The sequence below is a fragment of the Nocardioides sp. genome (genome assembly GCF_035703625.1).
GTDB lineage: Bacteria > Actinomycetota > Actinomycetes > Propionibacteriales > Nocardioidaceae > Nocardioides.
On the sequence record NZ_DASSXS010000189.1, the window covers coordinates 1 to 24001 of the forward strand.

The 24001-nt window shown below is 71.8% G+C and carries 21 protein-coding genes and 2 rRNA genes; 21 read left to right on the forward strand and 2 right to left on the reverse strand.

Translation table 11 applies throughout. The annotated features are described in order from the left end of the window. The 3 genes from VFN12_RS09210 to VFN12_RS09220 all read left to right on the forward strand — a co-directional run. Window positions 1-102 (forward strand): 23S ribosomal RNA (locus VFN12_RS09210); the annotation flags it as partial. A gap of 162 nt (window positions 103-264) precedes the next feature. Further along, window positions 265-381, forward strand: a 5S ribosomal RNA gene (gene rrf, locus VFN12_RS09215). Window positions 382-567: 186 nt separating this feature from the next. Continuing rightward, the gene (locus tag VFN12_RS09220; RefSeq protein WP_325118349.1) at window positions 568-930 is read left to right on the forward strand and encodes a single-stranded DNA-binding protein; all 363 of its coding nucleotides are present in this window, start codon (window positions 568-570) and stop codon (window positions 928-930) included. Here the strand turns inward: VFN12_RS09220 and VFN12_RS09225 are convergent. Beyond that, window positions 905-2026: a DUF1015 family protein gene (locus VFN12_RS09225; protein WP_325118350.1), complete on the reverse strand. Its 1122-nt coding sequence runs from the start codon at window positions 2024-2026 to the stop codon at window positions 905-907. The two genes, VFN12_RS09220 and VFN12_RS09225, sit on opposite strands and share 26 nt — an antisense overlap. A 50-nt stretch (window positions 2027-2076) precedes the next feature. Here VFN12_RS09225 and VFN12_RS09230 point away from each other — a divergent pair, with 50 nt between their 5' ends. The 8 genes from VFN12_RS09230 to VFN12_RS09265 all read left to right on the forward strand — a co-directional run bounded on the left by VFN12_RS09230 (window position 2077) and on the right by VFN12_RS09265 (window position 10697). Next, entirely contained in the window at window positions 2077-3111 is a 1035-nt protein-coding gene (locus tag VFN12_RS09230; RefSeq protein ID WP_325118351.1) for an HAD-IIA family hydrolase, read from the forward strand. After that, complete coding sequence (locus tag VFN12_RS09235) at window positions 3108-3323, forward strand: hypothetical protein (RefSeq protein WP_325118352.1); 216 nt, start codon at window positions 3108-3110, stop codon at window positions 3321-3323. The genes VFN12_RS09230 and VFN12_RS09235 overlap by 4 nt, the downstream gene beginning before the upstream one ends. A gap of 10 nt (window positions 3324-3333) precedes the next feature. Further along, a complete protein-coding gene (locus VFN12_RS09240) occupies window positions 3334-4173 on the forward strand; it encodes a TlyA family RNA methyltransferase (protein ID WP_325118353.1) in 840 nt (279 codons plus the stop codon). Further along, window positions 4170-5150: an NAD kinase gene (locus VFN12_RS09245; protein ID WP_325118354.1), complete on the forward strand. Its 981-nt coding sequence runs from the start codon at window positions 4170-4172 to the stop codon at window positions 5148-5150. The genes VFN12_RS09240 and VFN12_RS09245 overlap by 4 nt, the downstream gene beginning before the upstream one ends. Beyond that, the gene (gene recN / locus VFN12_RS09250; RefSeq protein WP_325118355.1) at window positions 5143-6888 is read left to right on the forward strand and encodes a DNA repair protein RecN; all 1746 of its coding nucleotides are present in this window, start codon (window positions 5143-5145) and stop codon (window positions 6886-6888) included. Before VFN12_RS09245 ends, recN begins: the two co-directional genes overlap by 8 nt. 70 nt (window positions 6889-6958) lie before the next feature. After that, a complete protein-coding gene (gene steA, locus VFN12_RS09255; RefSeq protein WP_325118356.1) occupies window positions 6959-8122 on the forward strand; it encodes a putative cytokinetic ring protein SteA in 1164 nt (387 codons plus the stop codon). Further along, a complete protein-coding gene (locus VFN12_RS09260; protein ID WP_325118357.1) occupies window positions 8119-8994 on the forward strand; it encodes a copper transporter in 876 nt (291 codons plus the stop codon). The genes steA and VFN12_RS09260 overlap by 4 nt, the downstream gene beginning before the upstream one ends. 11 nt (window positions 8995-9005) lie before the next feature. Next, window positions 9006-10697 carry a CTP synthase gene (locus VFN12_RS09265; RefSeq protein WP_325118358.1) on the forward strand — a complete coding sequence of 564 codons (1692 nt, stop codon included), beginning with the start codon at window positions 9006-9008 and terminating at the stop codon, window positions 10695-10697. Between the two features lie 3 nt (window positions 10698-10700). Here VFN12_RS09265 and pepN read toward each other — a convergent pair whose 3' ends face one another. Beyond that, on the reverse strand, window positions 10701-13142 hold the full coding sequence (gene pepN / locus VFN12_RS09270) for an aminopeptidase N (protein WP_325118359.1): 2442 nt from the start codon (window positions 13140-13142) through the stop codon (window positions 10701-10703). A 59-nt stretch (window positions 13143-13201) separates the two neighbouring features. Between pepN and VFN12_RS09275 the strand changes: the two genes are divergently transcribed. The 10 genes from VFN12_RS09275 (at window position 13202) to VFN12_RS09320 (ending at window position 24001) form a co-directional block, all read left to right on the forward strand. Then, window positions 13202-13822, forward strand: a complete 621-nt coding sequence (locus VFN12_RS09275) for an NUDIX hydrolase (RefSeq protein WP_325118360.1) — start codon at window positions 13202-13204, stop codon at window positions 13820-13822. Window positions 13823-13875: 53 nt separating this feature from the next. Then, the gene (gene ald, locus VFN12_RS09280) at window positions 13876-14991 is read left to right on the forward strand and encodes an alanine dehydrogenase (RefSeq protein ID WP_325118361.1); all 1116 of its coding nucleotides are present in this window, start codon (window positions 13876-13878) and stop codon (window positions 14989-14991) included. A gap of 20 nt (window positions 14992-15011) precedes the next feature. Next, entirely contained in the window at window positions 15012-15929 is a 918-nt protein-coding gene (gene xerD / locus VFN12_RS09285) for a site-specific tyrosine recombinase XerD (protein WP_325118362.1), read from the forward strand. An 8-nt stretch (window positions 15930-15937) separates the two neighbouring features. Then, window positions 15938-18514 (forward strand): DEAD/DEAH box helicase, encoded by a 2577-nt coding sequence (locus VFN12_RS09290; RefSeq protein WP_414690028.1) that lies wholly within the window; start codon window positions 15938-15940, stop codon window positions 18512-18514. Window positions 18515-18796: 282 nt separating this feature from the next. Beyond that, window positions 18797-19750: a ParA family protein gene (locus tag VFN12_RS09295; RefSeq protein WP_414690029.1), complete on the forward strand. Its 954-nt coding sequence runs from the start codon at window positions 18797-18799 to the stop codon at window positions 19748-19750. Next, on the forward strand, window positions 19747-20112 hold the full coding sequence (locus VFN12_RS09300; RefSeq protein ID WP_325118364.1) for a hypothetical protein: 366 nt from the start codon (window positions 19747-19749) through the stop codon (window positions 20110-20112). Before VFN12_RS09295 ends, VFN12_RS09300 begins: the two co-directional genes overlap by 4 nt. Continuing rightward, window positions 20109-21008, forward strand: coding sequence for a segregation and condensation protein A (locus tag VFN12_RS09305; RefSeq protein ID WP_414690027.1), 900 nt, complete (start codon window positions 20109-20111; stop codon window positions 21006-21008). Before VFN12_RS09300 ends, VFN12_RS09305 begins: the two co-directional genes overlap by 4 nt. Further along, complete coding sequence (gene scpB / locus VFN12_RS09310; RefSeq protein WP_325118366.1) at window positions 21005-21640, forward strand: SMC-Scp complex subunit ScpB; 636 nt, start codon at window positions 21005-21007, stop codon at window positions 21638-21640. Before VFN12_RS09305 ends, scpB begins: the two co-directional genes overlap by 4 nt. After that, window positions 21637-22380 (forward strand): pseudouridine synthase, encoded by a 744-nt coding sequence (locus VFN12_RS09315; protein ID WP_325118367.1) that lies wholly within the window; start codon window positions 21637-21639, stop codon window positions 22378-22380. The genes scpB and VFN12_RS09315 overlap by 4 nt, the downstream gene beginning before the upstream one ends. A gap of 112 nt (window positions 22381-22492) precedes the next feature. Continuing rightward, window positions 22493-24001 carry an aldehyde dehydrogenase family protein gene (locus tag VFN12_RS09320; RefSeq protein ID WP_325118368.1) on the forward strand — a complete coding sequence of 503 codons (1509 nt, stop codon included), beginning with the start codon at window positions 22493-22495 and terminating at the stop codon, window positions 23999-24001.

Sequence of the window (24001 nt, forward strand, 5' to 3'; positions counted from 1 at the left end):
ACGATGGGGTAAGGCCCCCCACAGAACATGGGGTTGATAGGCCGGAGGTGTACAGCAGCAATGCCCAGCCGACCGGTACTAATAGGCCGAGGGCTTGTCTTACAAACCCTCAACCAAAACCACAACAACACACCCCCCCAACAAGGGGGGACATCGTGCCCGCGTCCACACCACACCCCGCACACCACCCGTGTGCGGAACACCCCAAAAAACCAACACCCCCACCCCCCAAAAACAAAGGGGGCCAGGGGTGAACAAAAGCGTTACGGCGGCCATAGCGGAAGGGAAACACCCGGACCCATACCGAACCCGGAAGTTAAGCCTTCCAGCGCCGATGGTACTGCAACCGAGAGGCTGTGGGAGAGTAGGACGCCGCCGGACATACTTTGGCCAGGGGCCACCCGTCACGGGTGGCCCCTGGTGCAATTTCGGCACCAATTCGGCCACCTGTCCGGACCAGTTGTGGTCCACAGGTCGGTACCCGGTGAGCCATCTCCACAGCTCACCTCCGCGCCGTCGCCGTAGATCGGCGGTCGCGGGGAGAGTGGGACGTGGAGGTGATCGTTCATGTCAGGGTCTGCGCAGCAGCAAGCCGCCGTCGAGTCGGTCAACGAGGTCCGGCTCGTGGGGCGGATCTCCCAGGCGCCCGAGGAGCGGATACTGCCCAGTGGCGACAGCCTCTGGAGCTTCCGGGTGGTGGTGCCCAGAGCCGAGGGCGCGAGCCGTTCTCGCCACCAGGTCGATGCCGTCGACTGCTGCGTCTGGTCCGGACGCGTCAGGCGGTCGGTCGCGACCTGGCGCGTCGACGACGTCGTGGAGGTCGTCGGTGCGGTGCGGCGACGGTTCTTCCGCACCGAGCGTGGGGCGGCGTCCCGCTTCGAGGTCGAGGTGTCGGCCGGCAGGATCATCCGTCGCGCAGCGAGCGCATGAGCGCGCCGACGCTGGGCTTGGGCTGGAAGGACGTCGCCTTCTCCGGCAGCAGCCGGTCGCCGCCCACGATCCGCCGGACCGTGTCGAACTCGATCGCCGGCATCAGCACGGCGATTCCTCCGGCCTGGGGCAGGCGACGCAGGGTGTCGTCCACCGAGTGGTGGTGCTCCACACGGTCAGGCGGGGACCCCAGTGCGGGGAGCACCGACTCGTGCAGGACTTCCACCGCGGCCACCTGATCGGAGAGCTCGAGCGAGACCGTCGCCCACTCGCGTCCGTCGGTGGCGACCAACGTTCCCGGGGCGAGGGCGGCGACCGCCTCAGACGGATCGCACGCAGCGACGACGCCGTAGCTTGCCGCGGCCTTGGCCAGCGCCTCGAGCGTGGTGCCGACGAGTATCCGGTGGATGGCCCCGAGGAACAGGGGCGTGTCGTCCTGGTCGACCAGCATGGCCAGGCCCCGGTCAGCGGCGGTCCCCGGGGCTTCCCCCTGCATGCGCAGGTAGGCCGCGTAGCGGTGGTGGCCGTCAGCGAGCAGCGCGCGGGAGCCGGCGAGGTGGCGGGCGAGGTCGGCGAGGGTCTCGGGCTCGCGGATCGCCCAGATCCGGTGACGGTCGCCCAGGCGGTCGTCGAACTCGTGGTCCGCGGCCCTGGCCAGGACGGGACGCAGGAGCTCCCGCACGGCAGCCGGTCCCCGATGCACGAGCAGGATGGGTGCCGGGTTCATGCCCATCTCGGTCATCCGCTCCGCCAGCTCGGCCACCTGGGCAGGGTGGACGCCTTCGTGCGGGTACACCACCCGCTCGGCCGGGCCGTGGTCTCGAACGGAGAGGTCGAGCCCACCGACGAGTCCACGGATGGTCATGCCCGAAGCGGAGTACTCGTGCAGGTAGACCGCCGGTTCGGCGTCCCGGTGCAGATGGCCCTGCGCCTGCCAGTCCTCGAGGCGCTGGGCGACGTTGCGGTACGGCCGCGCGAAAGCCCGCGCCGAGGCGGGGTCGCCGACCCGGGAAGGCGACAGCATGAGCGCACGGAACGGATCCAGCCGGAACGGGCCGGCCACGTAGGGCGGCGTGACCACGGGGCTGGAGTCCATCGGTGCATCGTAGGGTGCCCATCCTCAGCAGTTCGAAAGGAGGGGGCGACGTGCTCGGTGCCTCGAAGCAGCCGCTGGCCGCGGCCTACGACCTGGTGATGTTCGACCTCGACGGGGTCGTCTACATCGAGTCCGCACCGGTGCCCGGTGCGCCGGAACACCTCGCCCGGCTCCGTGAGGGGAGCACCCGGCTCGCGTTCATCACCAACAACGCCTCCCGCCCGCCCGCGGCAGTGGTGGAGAAGCTGTCCGGCATCGGCGTCGTCGCAGACCAGGACGAGGTGGTCACCTCGGCCCAGGCGGCCGCCCACCTGCTCGCCGAGCGGCACGGCGAGGGCGGGGTGATCGCCTGCCTCGGCGGAGCCGGGCTCGAGGAGGCGTTGAGGGCGGTGGGCCTGGAACCGACCACCGTGGACGACTCGCGGGCGGTGGCGCTGGCCACGGGCTACGGGCCGGACGTGGTGTGGCGCGACGTGATGCGCGCGGCGATGCGGGTCCGCGACGGGCTGTTCTGGGTCGCGAGCAACACCGACCTGTCCCTGCCGACCAGGTTCGGCCAGGCCCCCGGCCACGGCGTCCTGGTCGACATGCTCGAGCGGTTCAGCGGCGTGAAGGCCGTCGTGGCCGGGAAGCCCCAACGTCCCCTGCTCGACGAGACGATCCGGAGGATCGGTGGCAGCAACCCCCTCATGGTGGGGGACCGGCTCGACACCGACATCGAGGGAGCAGGCAACATCGGCATCGACTCCCTGCTGGTGATGACCGGGGTCACCGGCCTGCCCGAGCTGGCGTCGGCCGGCCCCGAACTTCGGCCGACGTACCTCTCGGTCGACCTCGCGGGCCTCTTCGTGCCCCACCCGGAGCCGGAGAGCGTCGGAGACGGGTGGCGGTGTGGTGGCTGGCAGGCGCAGGTTCCCGACGGCCGGCTGGAGGTGTCCGGCGAGGGGGAGGTGGGCGACTGGTGGCGGGCCGTCGCGGCTGCCGTGTGGGAGCACCTCGACGCCTCCGGCACCGCAGCGGAGGTCGCCGGCGTGGCCGTGCCGCCCACAGATCCCGGCGTCGGGCGCGGTAATCTCGGCGCATGACGGAGCACATCCCGGAGCACACCCCGGAGACCGACCAGGTGGAGACCTCCCCTCCCGATGCCGGGCCGGAGCGCACGGGCGTCCAGGTGGTCGACGACGTGCTCGACTCCATGCGCGGGCTCGACGACCGTCCGGTGGAGGAGCACCCGGCTGTCTTCGAGAGTGCCCACCAGCAGCTGCGCCAGGCGCTCGACGGCCCGGCCGGAGCCTGAACCGGCGGCCGTGCCGCCACGTCGGCAACGCCTGGACGCCGAGCTCGTCCGACGGCGACTCGCCCGGTCCCGAGAGCACGCCAGCGAGCTGATCGCTGCCGGCCGGGTCACGGTCGCCGGGTCCCCGGCGACCAAGCCCGCTACCGGTGTCACCACGGACGCCGCGATCGTGGTGACCGACGATCCCGATCGACCCGACTACGTCTCCCGTGGTGGGCACAAGCTGGCCGGCGCTCTCGACGTGTTCGAGGCAGCGGGCCTCGTCGTCCGTGGTCGTCGCTGCCTGGACGCGGGCGCCTCCACCGGCGGGTTCACCGACGTACTGCTGCGCCACGGCGCCCGCGAGGTAGTGGCGGTGGACGTCGGCTACGGCCAGCTCGCCTGGAGGCTGCGCCAGGACGAGCGGGTGACGGTGCACGACCGGACCAACGTGCGCGACCTGAGCCTCGGCGTGGTCGGCGCCCCGGTCGACCTCGTGGTGGGCGACCTCTCGTTCATCTCCCTGGTCCTGGTGCTGGACGCGCTGCTCGCCGTCACCGCGCCGGACGGTGACCTGGCGCTGATGGTGAAACCGCAGTTCGAGGTCGGCAAGGAACGGGTCGGCAAGGGGGGCGTGGTCCGGGATCCCGACCTGCGGACCGAGGCCGTGGTCGCGGTGGCGCAGGCGGCTGCCGCTCGTGGCTGGGGGGCCCGGATGGTCACCCGGAGCCCGCTGCCGGGACCGTCGGGGAACGTCGAGTTCTTCGTCTGGCTGCGCCGCGGCCAGGCCCTGGTGGACGCGGCCGACATCGCGGCCGTTGTGCACGGGGCGGGTGGACCGGGGGTGCCGAGTGAGAAGGTTGAGCCGTGACACCAACGAGCAGCGGAGCTGACACGGCGGCGGGCGGCAGCCCGCGACGGGTGCTCCTGCTCACCCACACCGGGCGGGCGGAGGCCCACGAGGTCGCCCGCGCCTTCTGCAAGGCGCTGACCGGCCACGGCCTGGTGGTCCGGCTCCTCGCGGCCGAGGCCGCCGACCTCGGGCTCGAGAGTGCCCAGTTCGACCCGCCTCTGGAGGTCCTCGACGACGAGGGCGACGCCGGCCGCGACTGCGAGCTCGCGCTCGTCATCGGCGGCGACGGCACCATCCTGCGGGCGGCCGAGATCACCCACACCAGCGGGACCCCGCTGCTGGGCGTCAACCTCGGTCACGTCGGCTTCCTCGCGGAGGCGGAGTACGACGACGTCGAGTCCACCATCGACGCGATCGTGCAGCGCCGCTACACCGCCGAGGACCGGCTCACCGTCGACGTGACCGTGCGTCGCGAGGGCGAGCTCGTCTCCAGCACCTTCGCGCTCAACGAGGTCAGCGTGGAGAAGGCCGCCCGGGAGCGGATGATGGAGCTCGTCCTCGAGATCGACGGGCGGCCGTTGTCGCGGTGGGGCTGCGACGGCGTCGTGTGCGCCACCCCCACCGGGTCGACCGCCTACAACTTCAGCGCCGGCGGTCCGGTCGTGTGGCCGGGAGTGGAGGCGCTGATGATCGTGCCGCTCAGCGCCCACGCGCTGTTCGCCCGACCCCTGGTCGTCGCCCCCACCTCGGTGATCGCCCTGGAGGTGCTGAGCCACAACGAGGGGGCAGGGGTCCTGTGGGCGGACGGACGCCGGACGGTCGACCTGCCGCCGGGGGCCCGGATCGAGGTGCGCCGCGGCGAGACGCCCGTGCGCCTGGTCCGCCTGCACGAGGCGCCGTTCACCGACCGGCTGGTGGCGAAGTTCGGCCTGCCGGTGGAGGGGTGGAGGGGCGCCGCAGCCCGTCGGCGAAGCGGAGCGGGGCCGGATGCTTGAGGAGATCCGGATCGGGTCGCTCGGAGTCATCGACTCCTCGACCCTGGAGCTAGGTCCCGGCCTGACCGTCATCACCGGTGAGACCGGAGCCGGCAAGACCATGCTGGTCACGGCCCTGGGGCTGATCCTGGGTGGCCGCGCCGACAGCGGCGCGGTGCGCACCGGCGCCCGGGCCGCGCGGGTCGAGGGAGTCGTGCGCGCGTCGGCGGCGGAACACTTCGCCGGCGCGGTGGAGGAGGCCGGGGGAGAGGTGGAGGACGACCGGGTCGTCCTGGCCCGCAACGTCTCGGTCGAGGGCCGCTCGCGCGCCTTCGTGGGCGGCGCCTCGGTCCCCGTCTCGCTCCTGGCCGAGGTGGCCGAACCCCTGGTCGCCGTCCACGGGCAGTCCGACCAGCACCGGTTGCTGCAGGCACGCGCGCAGCGGGAGGCCCTGGACCGGTTCGGCGGGGAGGCCGTCGCCACCCTGCTCGGGGAGTACTCCGAATTGCACGACCGGCTCGCCGCCACCGAGTCCGAGCTCGCCGAGGTGGTGGCGACATCGCGCGACCGGGCCCGCGAGGCCGACCAGCTGCGCTTCGGGCTCGCGGAGATCGAGGCGGTCGGGCCCGAGAGCGGGGAGGACGAGGCGCTCGCGGGGGAGGAGTCCAGGCTCGGGTTCGCCGACACCCTGCGCACCGCGGCCGAGCAGGCCCGGGAGGCGCTCTCGTCGGACGGCGAGCGTCCCGACGCCCTGACCGTCACCTCGGCCGCACGCACCCTGCTCGACAGCGTGCGCGAGCACGACACCGAGGCCGCGGAGCTGGCCGACCGGCTTGGCGAGATCTCCTACCTGCTGTCGGACGTCGCCGCCGACGTGGCGTCCTACGCCTCCCGGGTGGAGAGCGACCCGATCCGGCTCGCCGCGGTCTCCGAGCGGCGGGCGGCGCTCACGACGCTGACCCGCAAGTACGGCGAGACGGTCGACGAGGTGCTGGCCTGGGCCGAGAGCTCCGCGAGCAGGCTGGCCGACCTCGACCACACCGATGACCGGATCGAGGAGCTGCGCGCCGCACGTGACGACCTCCGCCACCGTCTCGGCGAGCTCGCCGGCGCCCTGTCGGCCGCCAGGACGGAGGCGGCCACCCGGCTCGCCGACGAGGTGACCGCGGAGCTGGGGCTGCTGGCCATGCCGCACGCCCGGATCGAGGTCGACGTACGGCAGCAGGAGCAGCCGGCAGACGCCGAACCGCCCGGCCTGAAGGTCGGTGACCGCCTCCTGCGGTTCACCTCCACCGGCGTCGACGACGTGGAGTTCCTCCTCGCCGCCAACGTCGGGTCCGAACCCCGGCCGCTGGCCAAGGTGGCCTCCGGCGGCGAGCTCTCCCGGGTGATGCTCGCGCTCGAGGTGTCGCTCGCCGCGACCAGCCCGGTGCCCACGTTCGTCTTCGACGAGGTCGACGCCGGTGTCGGCGGCAGGGCGGCCGGGGAGGTCGGGCGCCGGCTGGCCACGCTGGCGCGCTCGGCGCAGGTCCTCGTGGTCACCCACCTGCCGCAGGTCGCGGCGTACGCCGACCACCACGTGGTGGTCGAGAAGTCCAGCGACGGTTCGGTGACGACCTCGGGCCTGACCGCCCTCGACGCTCCCGCGCGTGAGCGCGAGCTGTCGCGGATGTTCGCCGGGATGGAGGAGTCCGACACCGCCCTGGCCCATGCCCGGGAGCTGCTCGAGGCCGCCCAGCCCGCCCGCGCCCTGGGCTGAGCCCCGCGGCGACGCGCCGGGCCGCTGGTTGCCGGGAACGTGCCCTCGCGGCTGACACCATGGCCGCGTCATGAAGCCTGCCACCCGATCCCGCCCGGGGACCACCGAACCCGGACTGACCGGCATCGCCCGCGTCGAGCGCCGGACCCGTGCCCTGCTGCCCAGGCTGCGTCCGGGGGACGTGGCCGTGCTCGACCACCTCGACATGGACCGGGCCACCGCGCAGGCCCTGGTCGACGCCGGAGTCTCCGCGGTCCTCAACGCGGCCCCGATGATCTCCGGCCGGTTCCCGAACCTCGGCCCCCAGGTGCTGGCCGAGGCGGGGATCCTCGTCCTCGACAACGTCGAGGGCGCGTTCGGGATCGCCGACGGGGCCCCGGTCCGGGTCTACGACGAGGTGGTCTTCGCCGACGGCGCCGCGGTGGCGATGGGTCGCGAGGTGGACGCTCACGTCGTCGACCACGAGATGGCCCTGGCCCGGGCGGGGTTGGGCAGCCAGCTCGAGACGTTCACCCACAACAGCACCGAGTTCCTGCGCCGCGAGGAGGCCCTGCTGCTCCACGGCCTCGGCCTGCCCGAGACGAGCACCAGGATCGCCGACCGGCCGGTGGTGGTCGTCGCGGCCGGGAAGGCGAGCCGCCGTCGCCTCGCCTCGATCGAGGCCTTCATCCGGGAGCAGCAGCCGGTCCTGGTGGGTGTCGACGGTGGCGCCGACCTGCTCCTCGACGCCGGACACCGCCCTGACATCGTCGTGCTGTCGAACGCTGCACCGGACGCCGAGCGACCCTCGGCCAAGTCGCTCCGGGCCGCGCGCGACGTGGTGGTCCGCGTCGACGGCGGTGGCCGGCTCCACGCCGAGCAGCTCGAGAGGCTCGGCGTCCGCCCGCTCCCGCTGGAGTCCTCCGCCACCAGCGAGGACACCGCGCTGCTGCTGCTGGAGGCCGAGAACGCCCGGCTGATCGTCGGGGTGGGACTCCACGCACGGCTCGAGGAGGTCCTGGACCGCCAGAACCCCGGGCTCGCGGGCACCTACCTGACCCGGTTGAAGGTCGGGCACCTGCTCGTCGACGCGTCGTCGGTGCACCTGCTGTACTCCGGCCGGGTGCGGCCGCGCCACCTCTTCCTCGTCCTCGTCGCCGGTCTGCTCGCGCTCGCGGTCGCCGTGGCCGTGACCCCGGTGGGCCAGGAGTGGCTGACCGGACTCACCGACTACCTCCAAGGACTGTCCCGTTGATCTCGTTCCGCCAGCACGTCGTCACGCTCGTCGCGGTCTTCCTGGCCCTGGCCGTCGGGGTGGTCCTCGGCGGCGGGCCCCTGTCCGAGGTGGGTCGTGACGCCCTGACCTCGACCTCGGCCCAGCCGAGGTCCGGGTCCGGCAACGCCTCGGCCTTCGGCGACGCCTTCGCCACGGACGCCTCCCCCGTGCTGTACGACGAGGAGCTGGCCGGGAGATCCGTCGCGCTGGTGGCCCTGCCGGGCGCGGACGACCGCGTCATCGAGGGGCTCGTCGGCCAGGTCGAGGCCGCCGCCGGGACCATCGAGGGGAAGTACCTCCTGCAGCCCGGCCTCGTCGACCCCGGTGAGAAGTCCCTGGTCGACACGCTGGGCAGCCAGCTGATGACCCAGCTCGGCTCGGGCGCCGCCGACGAGACGGCGCCGACGTACGAACGCATGGGGCAGCTCCTCGGTGCCGCCATCGCCACCGACGAGGTGTCCGGTGCGGGTGCCGGGGACGAGCCCACCTCCATCCGGCAGAGCCTGACGGGGGCTGAGCTGGTCGTCTCTCCCGAGGACGAGCCGGGCCGGGCCCCGCTCGTCCTGGTGGTGCTCGGCGACGACGTCGACGACGACATCCTCGGGGGGCTGGTCGCCGGGATCGCCGATCGCGCGCGCGGTGTGGTCGTGGCCGGCGACACGCGGTCCGGGGCCAACGGTGACGTCGCCGCCCTGCGCTCGCGCCCCGAGGCGTCCGCGGTCACCACCGTCGACGGGATCGACCTGGCCGTGGGCCGGGTCACTGCCACGCTCGCCCTGGTGCGCTCGTTGAGCGAGAACGGTGGAGCCTTCGGTGCGTCGGGTTCGGACGGAGCCGTGCCCCTCCGGTAACATGGAGGTCCGTGAAGCATCCGACCCCCACCAAGCACGTTTTCGTGACCGGGGGCGTCGCCTCCTCACTCGGCAAGGGCCTCACGGCCTCCAGTCTGGGCAATCTCCTCAAGTCCCGCGGTCTGCGGGTCACGATGCAGAAGCTCGACCCCTACCTCAACGTGGATCCGGGCACCATGAACCCGTTCCAGCACGGCGAGGTGTTCGTGACCAACGACGGGGCGGAGACCGATCTCGACATCGGTCACTACGAGCGGTTCCTCGACGCCGACCTCGGCCAGATCGCCAACGTGACCACCGGCCAGGTCTACTCCAGCGTGATCGCCAAGGAACGACGCGGCGACTACCTCGGTGACACGGTCCAGGTGATCCCGCACATCACCAACGAGATCAAGGACCGCATCCAGGCCATGGGTGGTCCCGAGGTCGACGTGGTGATCACCGAGATCGGCGGCACCGTGGGCGACATCGAGTCGCTGCCGTTCCTCGAGGCCGCGCGCCAGGTCAGGCACGACATCGGCCGGGACAACTGCTTCTTCCTCCACGTGTCGCTGGTGCCGTACATCGGGCCGTCGGGTGAGCTCAAGACCAAGCCGACCCAGCACTCCGTGGCCGCGCTCAGGTCGATCGGCATCCAGCCCGACGCCGTCGTGTGCCGGGCCGACCGCGAGCTGCCCGAGGGGATCAAGAAGAAGATCTCCCTCATGTGCGACGTCGACGAGGAGGCGGTGGTGACCGCCGCCGATGCACCCTCGATCTACGACATCCCCAAGGTCCTCCACCGCGAGGGCCTCGACGCCTACGTCGTACGCCGTCTGGCGCTGCCCTTTCGTGACGTCGACTGGACCACCTGGGACGACCTGCTCCGCCGGGTGCACCACCCGCAGGAGGAGATCACGGTCGGTCTGGTCGGCAAGTACATCGACCTGCCCGATGCCTACCTCTCGGTGGTCGAGGCCCTGCGGGCCGGCGGCTTCGCGCACGAGGCCCGGGTGCACCTGCGCTGGATCGCGTCCGACGAGTGCCAGACCGCGGCCGGCGCCGCCCGCCACCTCAGCGACGTCGACGCCATCTGCGTGCCCGGCGGCTTCGGGATCCGGGGCATCGAGGGCAAGCTCGGCGCCCTGACCTACGCCCGCACCCACGGCATCCCCACGCTCGGGCTGTGCCTGGGCCTGCAGTGCATGGTCATCGAGTACGCCCGCAACGTGGCCGGTCTGCAGAAGGCCGCGTCGACGGAGTTCGACCCCGACTGCCCGGAGCCGGTGATCGCCACCATGGAGGAGCAGAAGTCCTTCGTCGACGGCGCCGGCGACCTGGGAGGCACCATGCGGCTCGGCCTCTACCCGGCCTCGCTCGCCGACGGCAGCGTCGTGCGGGAGGCATACGGGGAGGCCACCATCGCGGAGCGCCACCGGCACCGCTACGAGGTCAACAACCACTACCGCGACCAGCTCGAGGCTGCCGGTCTGGTCTTCTCGGGGACCAATCCCGACCTCGGTCTCGTCGAGTTCGTGGAGCTGCCGCGCACGGTGCACCCCTACTACGTGTCCACCCAGGCGCACCCCGAGCTGCGGTCGCGGCCGACCCGGCCGCACCCGCTCTTCGCGGGGCTGATCGGTGCGGCCATCGAACGCCAGCGGGAGCTGCGGTTCCCGATCGACGAGTCCGGTCTGCGCCGCCTCGACGACGACCTCGAGTAGGACTCAGCCCCGGGCGCGCAGCATCCGCTCGAGGGTGTCGGCGCCCGAGAGCACGGTCGTCCGGACGGTCGGGTCCTGGCCCGGCTCCGTGGCGACCCGGCGTGCCCGCTCGAGGAACGCCGCGTCACCGACGGTCGGCCACATCATCCGGGTCAGGCTCATCACCGCCAGCATGCCGCCACCGGCGAGCCGCACCACCTCGTCGAGATAGGACTCGGCGTAGGGCAGCAGCAGGTCGTGCTGGACCGGGCGCCAGAAGCAGCGGGACAGCTCCCGCAGCGGAGCACCCGCGGGGACGGACCGCTTGTCGAAGACCTGCGCCCAGACCTCGTCCTTGGCGGCCTGGTCGGCTCGCGCCGCGGTGACGCCGAGCGCCCGCACCCAGGCGTCCGGGTCGGGGTCGCGCTCCTCGAGAGCCTCGACCGCCTCGGCGTCGTACGAGCCGAGCGCGGATCGCCTTGCCAGCACCCGCCAGGCCAGGTCGGTGTCGCGGGCGCCGGCCTCCTCGAGCAGGTCGAAGTGCTCCTGCTCCGAGGCGGTCGCCGCCAGGGTGCGCAGGGCCGCCGCACGATGGTCCGGGTGCTCGGCGAGAGCGGCCGCGGTGTCGGCGATGCGGGAGAGCTGGCGGGGGATGTGGGAGACGGGGGTCCACTGGTCGGCCGTGCGATGGGCGAGGCCGAGGAAGGGTTCGACCACGGCCGGGCTCCGCTCGGACGCGAGCACGTCGAGGACGCAGGTGAGCAGGTCGTCGGCTGCCAGCTCGCCCTTCACCAGCATGTCCCAGGCCGTGGCGACCCCGAGGGCCCGGGACAGCGGGTCGGGCAGGTCGCCGGCGCGCTCGAGGAGGGTCTGCAGGGATGCCTCGTCGGTCCGCACCGCGGCGAAGGTGAGGTCGCCGTCGTTGACCAGGTGCAGGTCGGCCGCGGGCAGGTCGGGGACGGGGGTGCGCAGCCCGGTGGTCTCGACCGGCGTGGTGGCCTCACGGACCAGCCCCGTCTCCCGGGCGGAGAAGGACCCGATGTCGATCCGGTGCGGGCGCGGCTCCTGGCCGTCCGGCCCGGTGGACACCAGCTGACCATCGACGAGAGCCAGCGTGTCGGTGCCGGACTCGTCGAGCCACCCGGTCGTCCAGCCGGACAGGTCGCGGCCGGAGGCCTCGCTGACCGCCGAGACCAGGTCGTCGAGCCGGGCGTTGCTCCACGCGTGCTTGCGGAAGTAGGAACGCAGGCCCTCGACGAACGCCTCCTCCCCGACGTACGCCGCGAGCTGCCGCAGCGTGCTCTGTCCCTTGACGTAGGTGACCGCGTCGAAGTTGGCCATCGCCTGCGCGACGTCGGGCACCTCACCCCGGATCGGGTGCGTGGCCGGGCCCATGTCGACCCGGTAGCCCTCGAGCTTGAGGCCGGCCAGGAACGTGGCCTCGGCGTCGGTGTACTCGGTGGCGTTGACCTCGGCCCACGTCGACGCCCAGGACGCGAACGCCTCGTTGAGCCACAGGTCGTCCCACCACCGCATGGTGACCAGGTCGCCGAACCACATGTGCGCCATCTCGTGGAGCAGCACGTTGGCGACGTCCTCGCGCTGGCCGTGGGTGGGCGTGCTGCGGTGCAGCACGCTGTCGGTCCAGGTGACGCAGCCCCAGTTCTCCATCGCGCCGCCCATGTTGGGCACGAACACCTGGTCGTAGCGCTCCTGCGGGAAGGGCTGGCCGAACTGCTCGCCGAAGAACGCGAGCCCCTGCGCGGTGAGCTCGAACAGGTGGGCGGCGTCGCGCTCGAGGTTGCTCCTGAGCGACTGACGGCAGTAGAGCCCGAGGCTGTAGCCGTCGCGCTCCTCGCGGATCTCGTGGAACGGTCCGGCGTTGACGACCACGACGTACGTCGACAGCGGCGGGGTGTCCGGGAACTCCCACCGCCGGCCGCCCTCGGCGTCGTCCGCGACCGAGTCGGGGGCGGAGTTGCTGGTGACCAGCCACGAGTCGGGCGCGAACACGGTGAACCCGTGCGGGGCCTTGAGGTCGGGCTGGTCGAAGCAGGCCCACACGCGACGCGCGGCGTCGGGCTCGAAGGAGGTCCAGACGTAGACCAGCTTGTCGGAGGGGTCGACCGTGCGCAGGATGCCGGAGGAGCTCGCCGTGTCGGACTGGGCGGAGCTGACCACGACGACGTTGTCGGCGGCGAGGTCCCGCAGCGGGATCCGGCCGTCGGCCACGCCGTCGAGATCGAGCGGACGGTCGTTGAGCGTCGCCCACCGGACGTCGGCGACGCAGTCGAGGAAGGTCTCGGCGCCGGGCTCCCGGCAGGTGAAGGTGATCGTGGAGACCGACTCGAGCGTGTCGCCCTCCAGCAGGCCGCGCATGTCGACGTCGATGTCGTAGCGCTGCACGTCGATCAACGACGCGCGTTCGGCGGCCTCGGACTGGGTCAGACTGGCGGCATCGGACACGTGGCTGCTCCTTGTCGGGGTCGATCGCGACAGGCACGTTACCCGCTACGGTCGTGCGCATGGCCACGCCGACTCCCGAGCCCGCACCGGGCGACTCGGACGAGTCCTGGCCGGTGGTCGAGAGCACCGACCTGTTCCGCGACGACTGGGTGATGGCACTGCGCGCGGACCGGGTACGACGCCCCGGCGACCCCGGGGGCGAGTCGTTCCGCCGGCTCGTGCTCGAGCACCCCGGGGCGGCGGTGGTGCTGGCTCTCGACGAGGACCAGCGGGTGCTCTGCCTGCGGCAGTACCGCCACGCCGCGCGACGACGGTTCGTGGAGCTTCCGGCGGGCCTCTGTGACGTCGACGGCGAGGATCCGCTCGAGGTGGCCCGGCGGGAGCTGCGCGAGGAGGCCGGGCTGGCGGCGGAGGACTGGGTGGCCCTGACGTCGGCGTACTCCTCCCCGGGGATCTCGTCGGAACTCATGCACTTCTTCCTCGCGCGCAACCTGGCTCCCGTCGACCGCGGCGACTTCGAGCCCGAGCACGAGGAGGCGGACATGGAGACGCTGTGGGTCGACTTCGACGACCTGCTGGCCGCCGCCCTCGACGGCCGGGTGAGCGATGCGCCGATCGTCCTGGCGGTGCTGCTCGTGAAGGCCTTGGGCTACGCCGGGCCCGAACGACCGGGGGAGTAGTCTCCACCCGTCACCACGGACGTGGTGACGGTCACACCGAATGGGAGCAGCAGGTGAAGGTCGGCGTTCCGAAGGAAGTCAAGAACCACGAGTACCGCGTCGCGATCACGCCGGTCGGAGCGCACGAGCTGGCGGAGCACGGTCACGAGGTGTTCGTCGAGAGGGGCGCCGGGGCCGGTTCGCAGATCGTGGACGAGGAGTACGTCGCGGCCGGGGCCAAGATCCTCGACTCCGCCGACGAGGTGTGGGGCAACGCCGACCTGGTGCTCAAGGTCAAGGAGCCGGTGGCGGAGGAGTACCACCGCCTGCGCGAGGGACTGACCCTCTTCACCTACCTCCACCTGGCCGCCGACAAGCCCCTCACCGAGGAGCTGGTGTCCAGGAAGGTCACCGGGATCGCCTACGAGACCGTGCAGCTCCCGTCGGGATCGCTGCCGCTGCTCTACCCGATGTCGGAGGTGGCCGGCTGCCTCGCGCCCCAGGTGGGCGCCCACTCGCTGATGAAGGCGCAGGGCGGCCGCGGAGTGCTGATGGGCGGCGTGGGCGGGGTCGCCAACGCCAAGGTCGTCGTCATCGGTGCCGGCGTCGCCGGCCAGAACGCCGCGAACATCGCCCTCGGCATGGGCGCCGACGTGACCCTCCTCGACACCGACCTCGACAAGCTGCGGATGTCGTTCTGGCGCTACAACAACCGGGTGCACGGGCTGGCGTCGTCCGCGCTGGCCATCCGGCAGCAGGTGATGGAGGCCGACCTGGTCATCGGCGCCGTGCTGATCCCCGGGGCCAAGGCACCCAAGCTGGTCAGCAACGAGCTGGTGTCGCAGATGAAGCCCGGATCGGTGCTGGTCGACATCGCCGTCGACCAGGGCGGCTGCTTCGAGGACACCCGTCCCACCACCCACGCCGACCCGACCTACGAGGTCCACAACTCGGTGTTCTACTGCGTGGCCAACATGCCGGGCGCGGTGCCGAACACCTCCACCTACGCCCTCACCAACGCGACGATGCCCTACACCGTGGCCCTGGCCGACAAGGGCTGGCAGCAGGCCTGCCGGGACGACCGCAGCCTCGCCCTGGGGCTGAACACCCATGACGGACAGCTCACCAACGGACCCGTCGGTGAGGCGGTGGGCATCGAGTCGGTGTCCCTGGAGCACGCGCTGAGTTGATCGAGAGGTCGATTGACAGATTGATTGCCCGGGCGATCCGCACCTACCTCGACCACCTCTCGGTGGAGCGGGGCCTGGCCGCGAACACGCTCACGTCCTACCGCCGTGACCTGCGGCGCTACCAGGAGTACCTCGACGAGCTCGGGATCGAGAGCCTGGACGCCGTCACGGAGGCCACCGTGACCTCCTTCCTGGTCCGGCTGCGGGAGGGTGACGCCGAGCACCCCGCGCTCAGCTCGACGTCGGCGGCGCGCACCGTGGTGGCGGTCCGCGGGTTCCACAAGTTCGCGGTCAGCGACGGACTGGCCGCCAGCGACCCGGCTGCCTCGGTGAAGCCGCCGGCACCGGCGAAGCGGCTGCCCAAGGCGCTCCCGCTCTCGGACGTGGAGGCGATCCTGGAGGCCGCCGGCGCCGCGGGCACGACGCTCGCGCTGCGCGACAGGGCACTGCTCGAGGTGCTCTACGGCACCGGGGCCCGGATCTCCGAGGCGGTGGGCCTCGACGTCGACGACCTGGACACGATCGACGGCACCGTCCTGCTGCGCGGCAAGGGCAGCAAGGAGCGGCTGGTCCCGGTCGGCTCCTACGCGCTCGAGGCCGTCGATGCCTACCTGGTGCGCGGGCGGCCGGAGCTGGTGGCGGCGGGCACGGGCACGGCCGCCCTCTTCCTCAACGCCCGCGGTGGCCGGCTCTCCCGGCAGTCGGCGTGGGCGGTGCTGGTCCGCGCCGCCGAGCGGGCGGGGGTCACCCGCGACGTCTCGCCGCACACGTTGCGGCACTCGTTCGCCACCCACCTGCTCGACGGCGGGGCCGACGTGCGTGTGGTGCAGGAGCTGCTCGGGCACGCCTCGGTGACCACGACGCAGGTCTACACGCTGGTCACGGTCGACAACCTGCGTGAGGTCTTCGCGACCGCCCACCCCAGGGCGCGCGCCTAGTGCTCGACATCCCGACCGGCGCCACCCCCGACGACGTCTACGACGCCCTGAACGCCTGGATCACGGGGCAGGGCCTGGAGGCCTACCCGCACCAGGACGAGGCGATCATGGAGCTGCTCAGCGGCAACAACGTCATCCTCTCGACCCCCACCGGTTCCGGGAAGTCGCTGGTAGCCCTCGCTGGTCTTGCCGCGAACCGCGCGCTGCGGGGAGCCCACGCGGCGGGCGAAGCCCGCCGGGTGGGGTACTACACGGCACCCATCAAGGCGCTGGTGAGCGAGAAGTTCTTCGCCCTGTGCGAGGTGTTCGGCGCCGACAACGTCGGCATGCTGACCGGGGACGCCACGGTCAACGCCGATGCACCGGTCATCTGCTGCACCGCCGAGGTGCTCGCCAACATCGCGCTCCGGGAAGGTGGGTCGGCGGATGTCGGGCTCGTGGTCATGGACGAGTTCCACTTCTACACGGAGCCGGACCGGGGCTGGGCCTGGCAGGTGCCGATTCTGGAGCTGCCGCGGGCGCAGTTCGTCCTGATGTCGGCAACGCTCGGCGACATGACCGCCCTCGCGGACGACCTCACCCGTCGTACCGGCCGGGAGACCGCGGTCATCGATGACGCCGAGCGTCCGGTGCCCTTGTCCTTCTCGTGGTCCCTGACGCCGCTGGGGGAGACGCTCGAGGAGCTGGTGGCCACCCACCAGTCGCCGGTCTACGTCGTCCACTTCACCCAGGCAGCGGCGGTGGAGCACGCGACCTCGCTGCTCACGAACAAGGCGATCGCCGCGAATGCCGACGATGCGCTCAAGGAGCGGCTGGCCGGGTTCCGGTTCGGCGCCGGCTTCGGCAAGACGCTGTCGCGGCTGCTGCGCCAGGGCATCGGTGTCCACCACGCCGGGATGATGCCGCGCTACCGGCGCCTGGTCGAGCAGCTTGCCCAGGCCGGCCTGCTGCGCGTCATCTGCGGCACCGACACGCTCGGCGTCGGCATCAACGTCCCGATCCGGACCGTTCTGTTCAGCGGGCTGGCCAAGTTCGACGGCAACCGCCAGCGCGTCCTCCGCACCCGCGAGTTCCTCCAGATCGCGGGTCGCGCAGGGCGGGCCGGCTTCGACACGGCGGGCTATGTCGTGGTCCAGGCGCCCGAGCATGTGATCGAGAACGAGCGGGCCAAGGCGAAGGCCGCGGCGAAGAACGCGGCGCTGAGCCCCGAGAAGAGGGCCAAGAGGAAGAGCAAGGCGCAGCTGCGGAAGCCGCCCGAGGGGACGGTGGTGTGGACCGAACAGACCTACGACAAGCTCGTCACCGGCACGCCCGAGCCGCTCGTCTCCCGCATGCGGGTCGACAACGCCATGCTGATCAACGTCCTCTCGCGGGAGGAGGACGCCTTCCCGGTCCTGAGGAGGCTGCTCACCGACAACCACGAGGACCGCCGCCAGCAGCTCCGGCTGGCCAGGCGGGCGACCCGCCTGGCGCGAAGCCTGGTCCGTTCCGGTGTGCTGACCCGGCTCGAGGAACCGGACGTCCACGGGCGCCGCTACATCCTGACGGTCGACCTGCCGGCCGACTTCGCGCTGAACCAGCCGCTGGCCCACTTCGCGCTCGCGGCGTTCGACGTGCTGGACCCCGAGTCGCCGGAGTACACCCTCGACCTGGTCTCGGTGGTCGAAGCGGTGCTGGAAGGTCCGCGTCAGATCCTGTTCGCCCAGCAGCATGCCGCTCGTGGCGAGGCCATCGCCGAGATGAAGGCCGACGGCCTCGAGTACGACGAGCGGATGCGGCTGCTCGACGAGGTCACCTGGCCCCAACCGCTGGCCGAGCTGCTGGAGGCGACGTACGAGATCTACCGGGGCACCCACCCCTGGCTTCCGGAGGACGCCCTGGGCCCCAAGTCGATCGTCCGGGAGATGTACGAGCAGGGGATGACGTTCACCGACTTCATCGGCCGCTACCAGCTGGCCCGCTCCGAGGGGCTGCTGCTGCGCTACCTGACCGATGCCTACCGCACCCTGCGGCAGACGGTGCCCGAGCGGCACCGGACCCCAGAGCTCGACGACCTCATCGAGTGGCTCGGCGAGACGGTCCGACAGACCGACTCCTCGCTGCTCGACGAGTGGGAGGCGCTGTCCCACCCCGACACGGTCCGGGAGGACGTCGCACACCGTGAGCCACCGCCCCCACCCCGGCCCATCTCCGCGCAGGAGCGGCCCTTCCGGGTGATGGTCCGCAATGCGATGTTCCGGCGGGTCGAGCTGGCCGCTCGCGACGACGTCGACGGCCTGGTCCGGCTCGAGCGCGCCGCTGCCGACCGGGCAGACCCACCGCTCGAGGTCGAGATGACCCGCAGTGCCTGGGACGCGGCGCTCGAGGAGTACTACGCCGAGCACGGCTCGATCTCCACCGCAGCGGACGCCCGCGGGCCCGACCTGCTGCGGGTCGAGGTCGCCGGGCGTCGGTGGGAGGTGCGCCAGACCCTCGACGACCCCGCCGGACACCGGGACTGGGTCATCGACGCCCGGGTCGACCTCGACGCCTCCGACGAGGCCGGGGAGCTGGTGCTGCTGGCGACGGCCATGCACCGGCTGTGAGGGCCTGTCGGGGCCCGATCGTCTGTGCATCGCCGTACACAGGTTTGTGCACAAGAAGCCGTCCGCTTGTGCACGGGACCGCGGGTCGCTGCACACCTCATCAACAGATTTGGGACTTCTTCTGGGGGTAACCCGTGTCGTGTTGTTTCCGGTTGGAGGGCCGGTCTACTGTCGCCGCAGGCTCGGATACAAGTCGCCGAGTCGACAAACGAGGGGCGGAAGTACATGAGCGGTGGGATCTTCTCGGGATTGTCGGGCCGACCAGGCAGCGGGGCCCCGGAGATGCCGCCCCTCGCCCGCCCGCCAGCCCCCCATGAACCCGGAGACCAGCACGTCGTGAGCGAACCCATCCCGTTCGAGCGAACCGCCGTGGCCGAGGAGGCCCCGCTCGGGCCCACCGGCCGGCCGATGCCCCACCTGCCGGAGCTCCGCCCCCTGCAGCGGCACGGCAACGCGCGGGTGATCGCGATGTGCAACCAGAAGGGTGGCGTCGGCAAGACCACGACCACCATCAACCTCGGGGCCGCGCTCGCGGAGTACGGCCGCAAGGTGCTGCTGGTCGACTTCGACCCGCAGGGCTCACTGTCGGTCGGCCTCGGGCTCAACCCCCACGACATGGAGCTCTCGGTCTACAACCTGCTCATGGAGCGCGACGTCACCCTCGACGACGTCGTGGTCCCCTCCGGCGTGGCCGGCATGGACCTGCTGCCCTCCAACATCGACCTGTCGGCGGCCGAGGTGCAGCTCGTGCACGAGGTGGCCCGCGAGCAGACCCTCCAGCGGGTGCTGGGGCCGGCCATCGCGCAGTACGACGTCATCCTGATCGACTGCCAGCCCTCCCTCGGCCTGCTCACCGTCAACGCGCTCACCGCAGCCGACGGCGTCATCGTGCCGCTCGAGTGCGAGTACTTCGCGCTCCGGGGCGTGGCGCTGCTCAAGACGACGATCGACAAGGTCCGCGAGCGGCTCAACCCCGACCTCACGATCGACGGCGTCCTCGGCACGATGTTCGACGGCCGAACGCTCCACGGTCGCGAGGTGATGGAACGCCTGGTCCAGGCCTGGGGCGACCAGGTCTTCCACACGGTGATCCGCCGGACCGTCAAGTTCTCCGACTCCACGGTGGCCGGTGAGCCGATCACGTCGTACGCCTCGAGCTCGACCGGTGCCGACGCCTACCGCCAGCTCGCCAAAGAGGTGGCGGTCCGTTGTCTGAACTCCACGGACCCCGCATGAGTAGACGGGTGAGCCTGCCGGCGGCCGACGACCTCTTCCGCAGGACCGCCCAGGGCGACAAGTCGCACGTCCGTGCGGTCGGGCCCGACGAGGACGCCGGCGCCCAGGAGACGCAGTCCGCCGGCGACCGGTCGAACCCTCGCAAGCCGAGCGGCCGGGTCCGGCACGACGAGAAGATGACGGTCTACGTGACCTCCGACGAGCTGCTCGACCTCGAGCACGCCCGGCTCTCCCTGCGCCGGGCCCAGGGGCTCGCCGTCGACCGGGGTCGGCTGGTGCGCGAGGCCGTCGCCCTGGTCCTGGCCGACTACGAGGCCAACGGCGACGAGAGCGTCCTGGTGCGGCGGCTGACCGAGGAATGACGGTGGCGACCCCGGGTCTGTCGGAGGACCCGACCGTGGAGGCCACGCCGGCGTTCGAGGTCAGGCTCGACAACTTCGAGGGACCCTTTGACCTCCTGCTCAGCCTGATCTCCAAGCACAAGCTCGACATCACCGAGGTGGCCCTGTCGAAGGTCACCGACGAGTTCATCGCGCACGTCAAGGCGATCGGGTCGAGCTGGGAGCTGGAGCAGACGACGTCGTTCCTGCTGGTGGCCGCGACCCTGCTGGACCTGAAGGCGGCACGGCTGCTGCCGCAGGGCGACGTGGAGGACGAGGAGGACCTGGCCCTGCTCGAGGCGCGCGACCTGCTGTTCGCCCGCCTGATGCAGTACCGCGCGTTCAAGCAGGTCGCCGCCGTGCTGGAGGAGCGGCTCTCCGGCGAGTCGCGGCGCCACCCTCGCGCGGTCGGGCTGGAGGAGCGCTTCGCCACCCTGCTTCCCGAGGTGCTGATCGGGATCGGTCTCGACCAGTTCGCCGAGCTGGCCGCCGGCGCCATGAAGCCGCGGCCGGTGCACGAGGTGTCGCTCGGGCACATCCACGCCGCCAAGGTCAGCGTCCGCGAGCAGGCAGCCCTGGTGGTGGACCGGCTCCGGCGCTCGGGCACGATGACCTTCCGGGCACTGTGCGGGGACTCCCCGGACACCCTGACCACGGTGGCCCGGTTCCTGTCGCTGCTCGAGCTCTTCCGCGAGGGAGCCGTGGCCTTCGACCAGATGTCGCCCCTCGGGGAGCTGACGGTGCGGTGGAGCGGCAGCGACGACGAGCACTTCGAGATCGACGAGTTCGAGGGGGCGCCGGTGGAGGAGCCCAGTCCCGAGGCCGGGGACGAACCTGAGGTGACCGGCGAGCCTGACATGCAAGGAGAGACGGCGTGAGCGAGCAGACCCTGGACATCGCGGTCGCGGACCTGCGGCCCGCCCTGGAGGCGCTGCTGATGGTGGCCGACCAGCCCCTCGACGTCGCCACCCTGGCGTCGGCAGCCGGCCACCCCGTCGACGAGGTGGCCGCGACCCTCGCCGCCCTGGCCGACGAGTACACCGAGCAGGGCCGCGGGTTCGAGCTGCGCAACGTCGCCGGCGGCTGGCGGTTCTACACCCGTGAGGAGTACGCCGCCGTGGTCGAGGGGTTCGTCCTCGAGGGCCAGCAGGCGCGGCTCACCCAGGCTGCGCTGGAGACCCTGGCCGTGGTGGCCTACAAGCAGCCGGTGTCCCGCGCCCGGGTCTCGGCGATCCGCGGGGTCAACGTGGACGGCGTGATGCGGACCCTGCTGACCCGGGGTCTGGTCGAGGAGGCCGGCCAGGACCAGTCGTCAGGGGCGAACCTCTACCGCACCACCGGCTACTTCCTGGAGCGGATCGGCGTCACCACGCTCGACGAGCTGCCGGAGCTGGCGCCGTACCTCCCGGACCTCGGTGACATGGCCGACGAGCTGGAGACGGTCGCCGCGGCAGTCTCCGGCCCGCCCGTCGAGGACGTCGAGGAAGCCGCGGCCGAGGAAGGGGCGTGACCGAACCCGACGAGGAGGGTCTGGTCCGCCTGCACAAGCTCCTCGCGCAGTCGGGGATCGCCTCGCGCCGCAAGTGCGAGGAGCTGATGCTCGCGGGCCTGGTGGAGGTCGACGGGGAGGTCGTCACCCGGCTCGGCACCAAGGTCGACGCGCGGACCGCCGTGATCCGCGTGGAGGGCAAGCGTCTTCCCCCGGTCTCCGAGCACGTCTACCTGGCGTTGAACAAGCCGCGCGGGGTGGTCTCCACGATGTCGGACCCCGAGGGACGACGGACGCTGCAGGACCTGGTGTCCGATCGTCCCGAGCGACTGTTCCACGTCGGTCGGCTCGACACCGACACCGACGGCCTCATCCTGCTGACCAACGACGGCGACTTCGCCCACCGGCTGGCGCACCCGTCGCACGAGGTGGACAAGACCTACGTCGCGGAGGTCGAGGGCGAGGCCACGAAGGCGACGATCCGGACCCTGCTCGACGGCGTGACGCTCGAGGACGGTCCCGTGACCGTGTCGAGAGCGCGACTGGTCAGCGGGGGAGCCGGGAAGTCGATCGTGGAGCTGGTCATCCACGAGGGCCGCAACCGGATCGTGCGGCGGCTGCTCGACCACGTCGGCCACCCGGTCCGACGGCTGACGCGCACCGCCATCGGTCCGGTCCAGCTGACCGGGCTGAAGGGCGGTGCGCTCCGCGACCTCACCCGTGAGGAGCTCGGAGTGCTGCTCGACGAGGCACGACTGTAGGACCGGGTGGGCTCCTCGACGGGAGAGGCCCCCTGCTGTCTCCCGTGAACTCGAGGTGGCGGGACGGAGGCCCGACGCGGGACACTGGTCCCACCCACAACAGAGAGAAGCAATGGAGACCCTGTTCATCGCCGGTGCCTGGCGACCGGCACGTGACTCGGGAACCCGGACCATCCACTGCCCGGCCGACGGGCAGGAGGTCGTGACCGTCGCGGAGGCGGGGGAGCAGGACGCGCGGGACGCGGTCGCGGCCGCCCGCGCGGCCTTCGACGACGGGGGCTGGCCGCAGACACCGGCGCCGGAGCGTGCCGACCTGCTGCGCCGCCTCGCGGACCGGCTGAGGGCCGAGAAGGACGAGGTCGCCCGGCTCGAGTCGCTCGACACGGGCAAGCGGTTCGTGGAGTCGCAGATCGACGTCGACGACGTCGTCAGCGTCTTCCGGCACTTCGCCGACCTCGCCGCCTCCGACGCGGGCCGGGTCGTCGACACCGGCATGGCGACGGTGTCCAGCCGGATCGTGCACGAGCCGGTCGGCGTGTGCGCCCTGATCACGCCCTGGAACTACCCCCTGCTCCAGACCTCCTGGAAGGTGGCGCCCTGCCTGGCGGCCGGCAACACCTTCGTGCTCAAGCCGAGTGAGCTCACCCCCTCCACCGCGATCTGGCTGCTGCGTGCGCTCGCGGAGGAGGGACTCCCTGCCGGGGTCGGCAACCTCGTGCTGGGCGCCGGAGCGAGCGCCGGGGCGCCGCTGGTCGACGACCCGGGCGTCGACCTGGTGTCCTTCACCGGTGGCCTCGAGACCGGGCGGCGGATCATGGCGGCGGCCTCGGCGACCGTGAAGCGCGTGGCGCTCGAGCTGGGCGGCAAGAACCCCAACGTCGTCTTTGCCGACGCCGACCTCCCCGCCGCCGTCGACAACGCACTGACCGCGGTCTTCCTCGACTCCGGCCAGGTCTGCTCTGCCGGTGCCCGACTGATCGTGGAGTCGAGCGTCCACGACCAGGTCGTCGACGCGCTCGTCGAGCGCGCGCGGGGCATCCGGCTCGGCGGCCCGTTCGACGACGAGGCCGAGAGCGGCCCGCTCATCAGCGAGGCGCACCGCGCCAAGGTCGAGCAGTACGTCGCCGAGGCGCTCGAGGACGGGGCCGAGCTGCGCTGCGGCGGCGACCGGCCCGAGGGCACGGCCTACGAGCAGGGCTGGTACTACCTGCCCACGATCCTGGACCGCTGCTCCGCCGGCATGCGCTGCGTCCAGGAGGAGTCGTTCGGGCCGGTGCTGACCGTCGAGACCTTCGAGGGTGCCGACCGCGACTCCGCCGAGGACGCAGCGGTGCGCCTGGCCAACGACACCATCTACGGCCTGGCGGGAGCGGTGTGGACCGACAACGCCGGGCGGGCCGAGCGGGTCGCGGGCCGGCTGCGCCACGGCACGATCTGGATCAACGACTACCACCCCTACGTGCCGGGGGCCGAGTGGGGCGGCTTCAAGCAGTCGGGCAACGGCCGTGAGCTCGGCCGGATGGGGCTGGAGGAGTACCGCGAGGTCAAGCACGTCTGGCACAACACCCGGCCGGCACCCGCAGGCTGGTTCGCCGACCGCAGCACGGGACCGGGAGAGTGA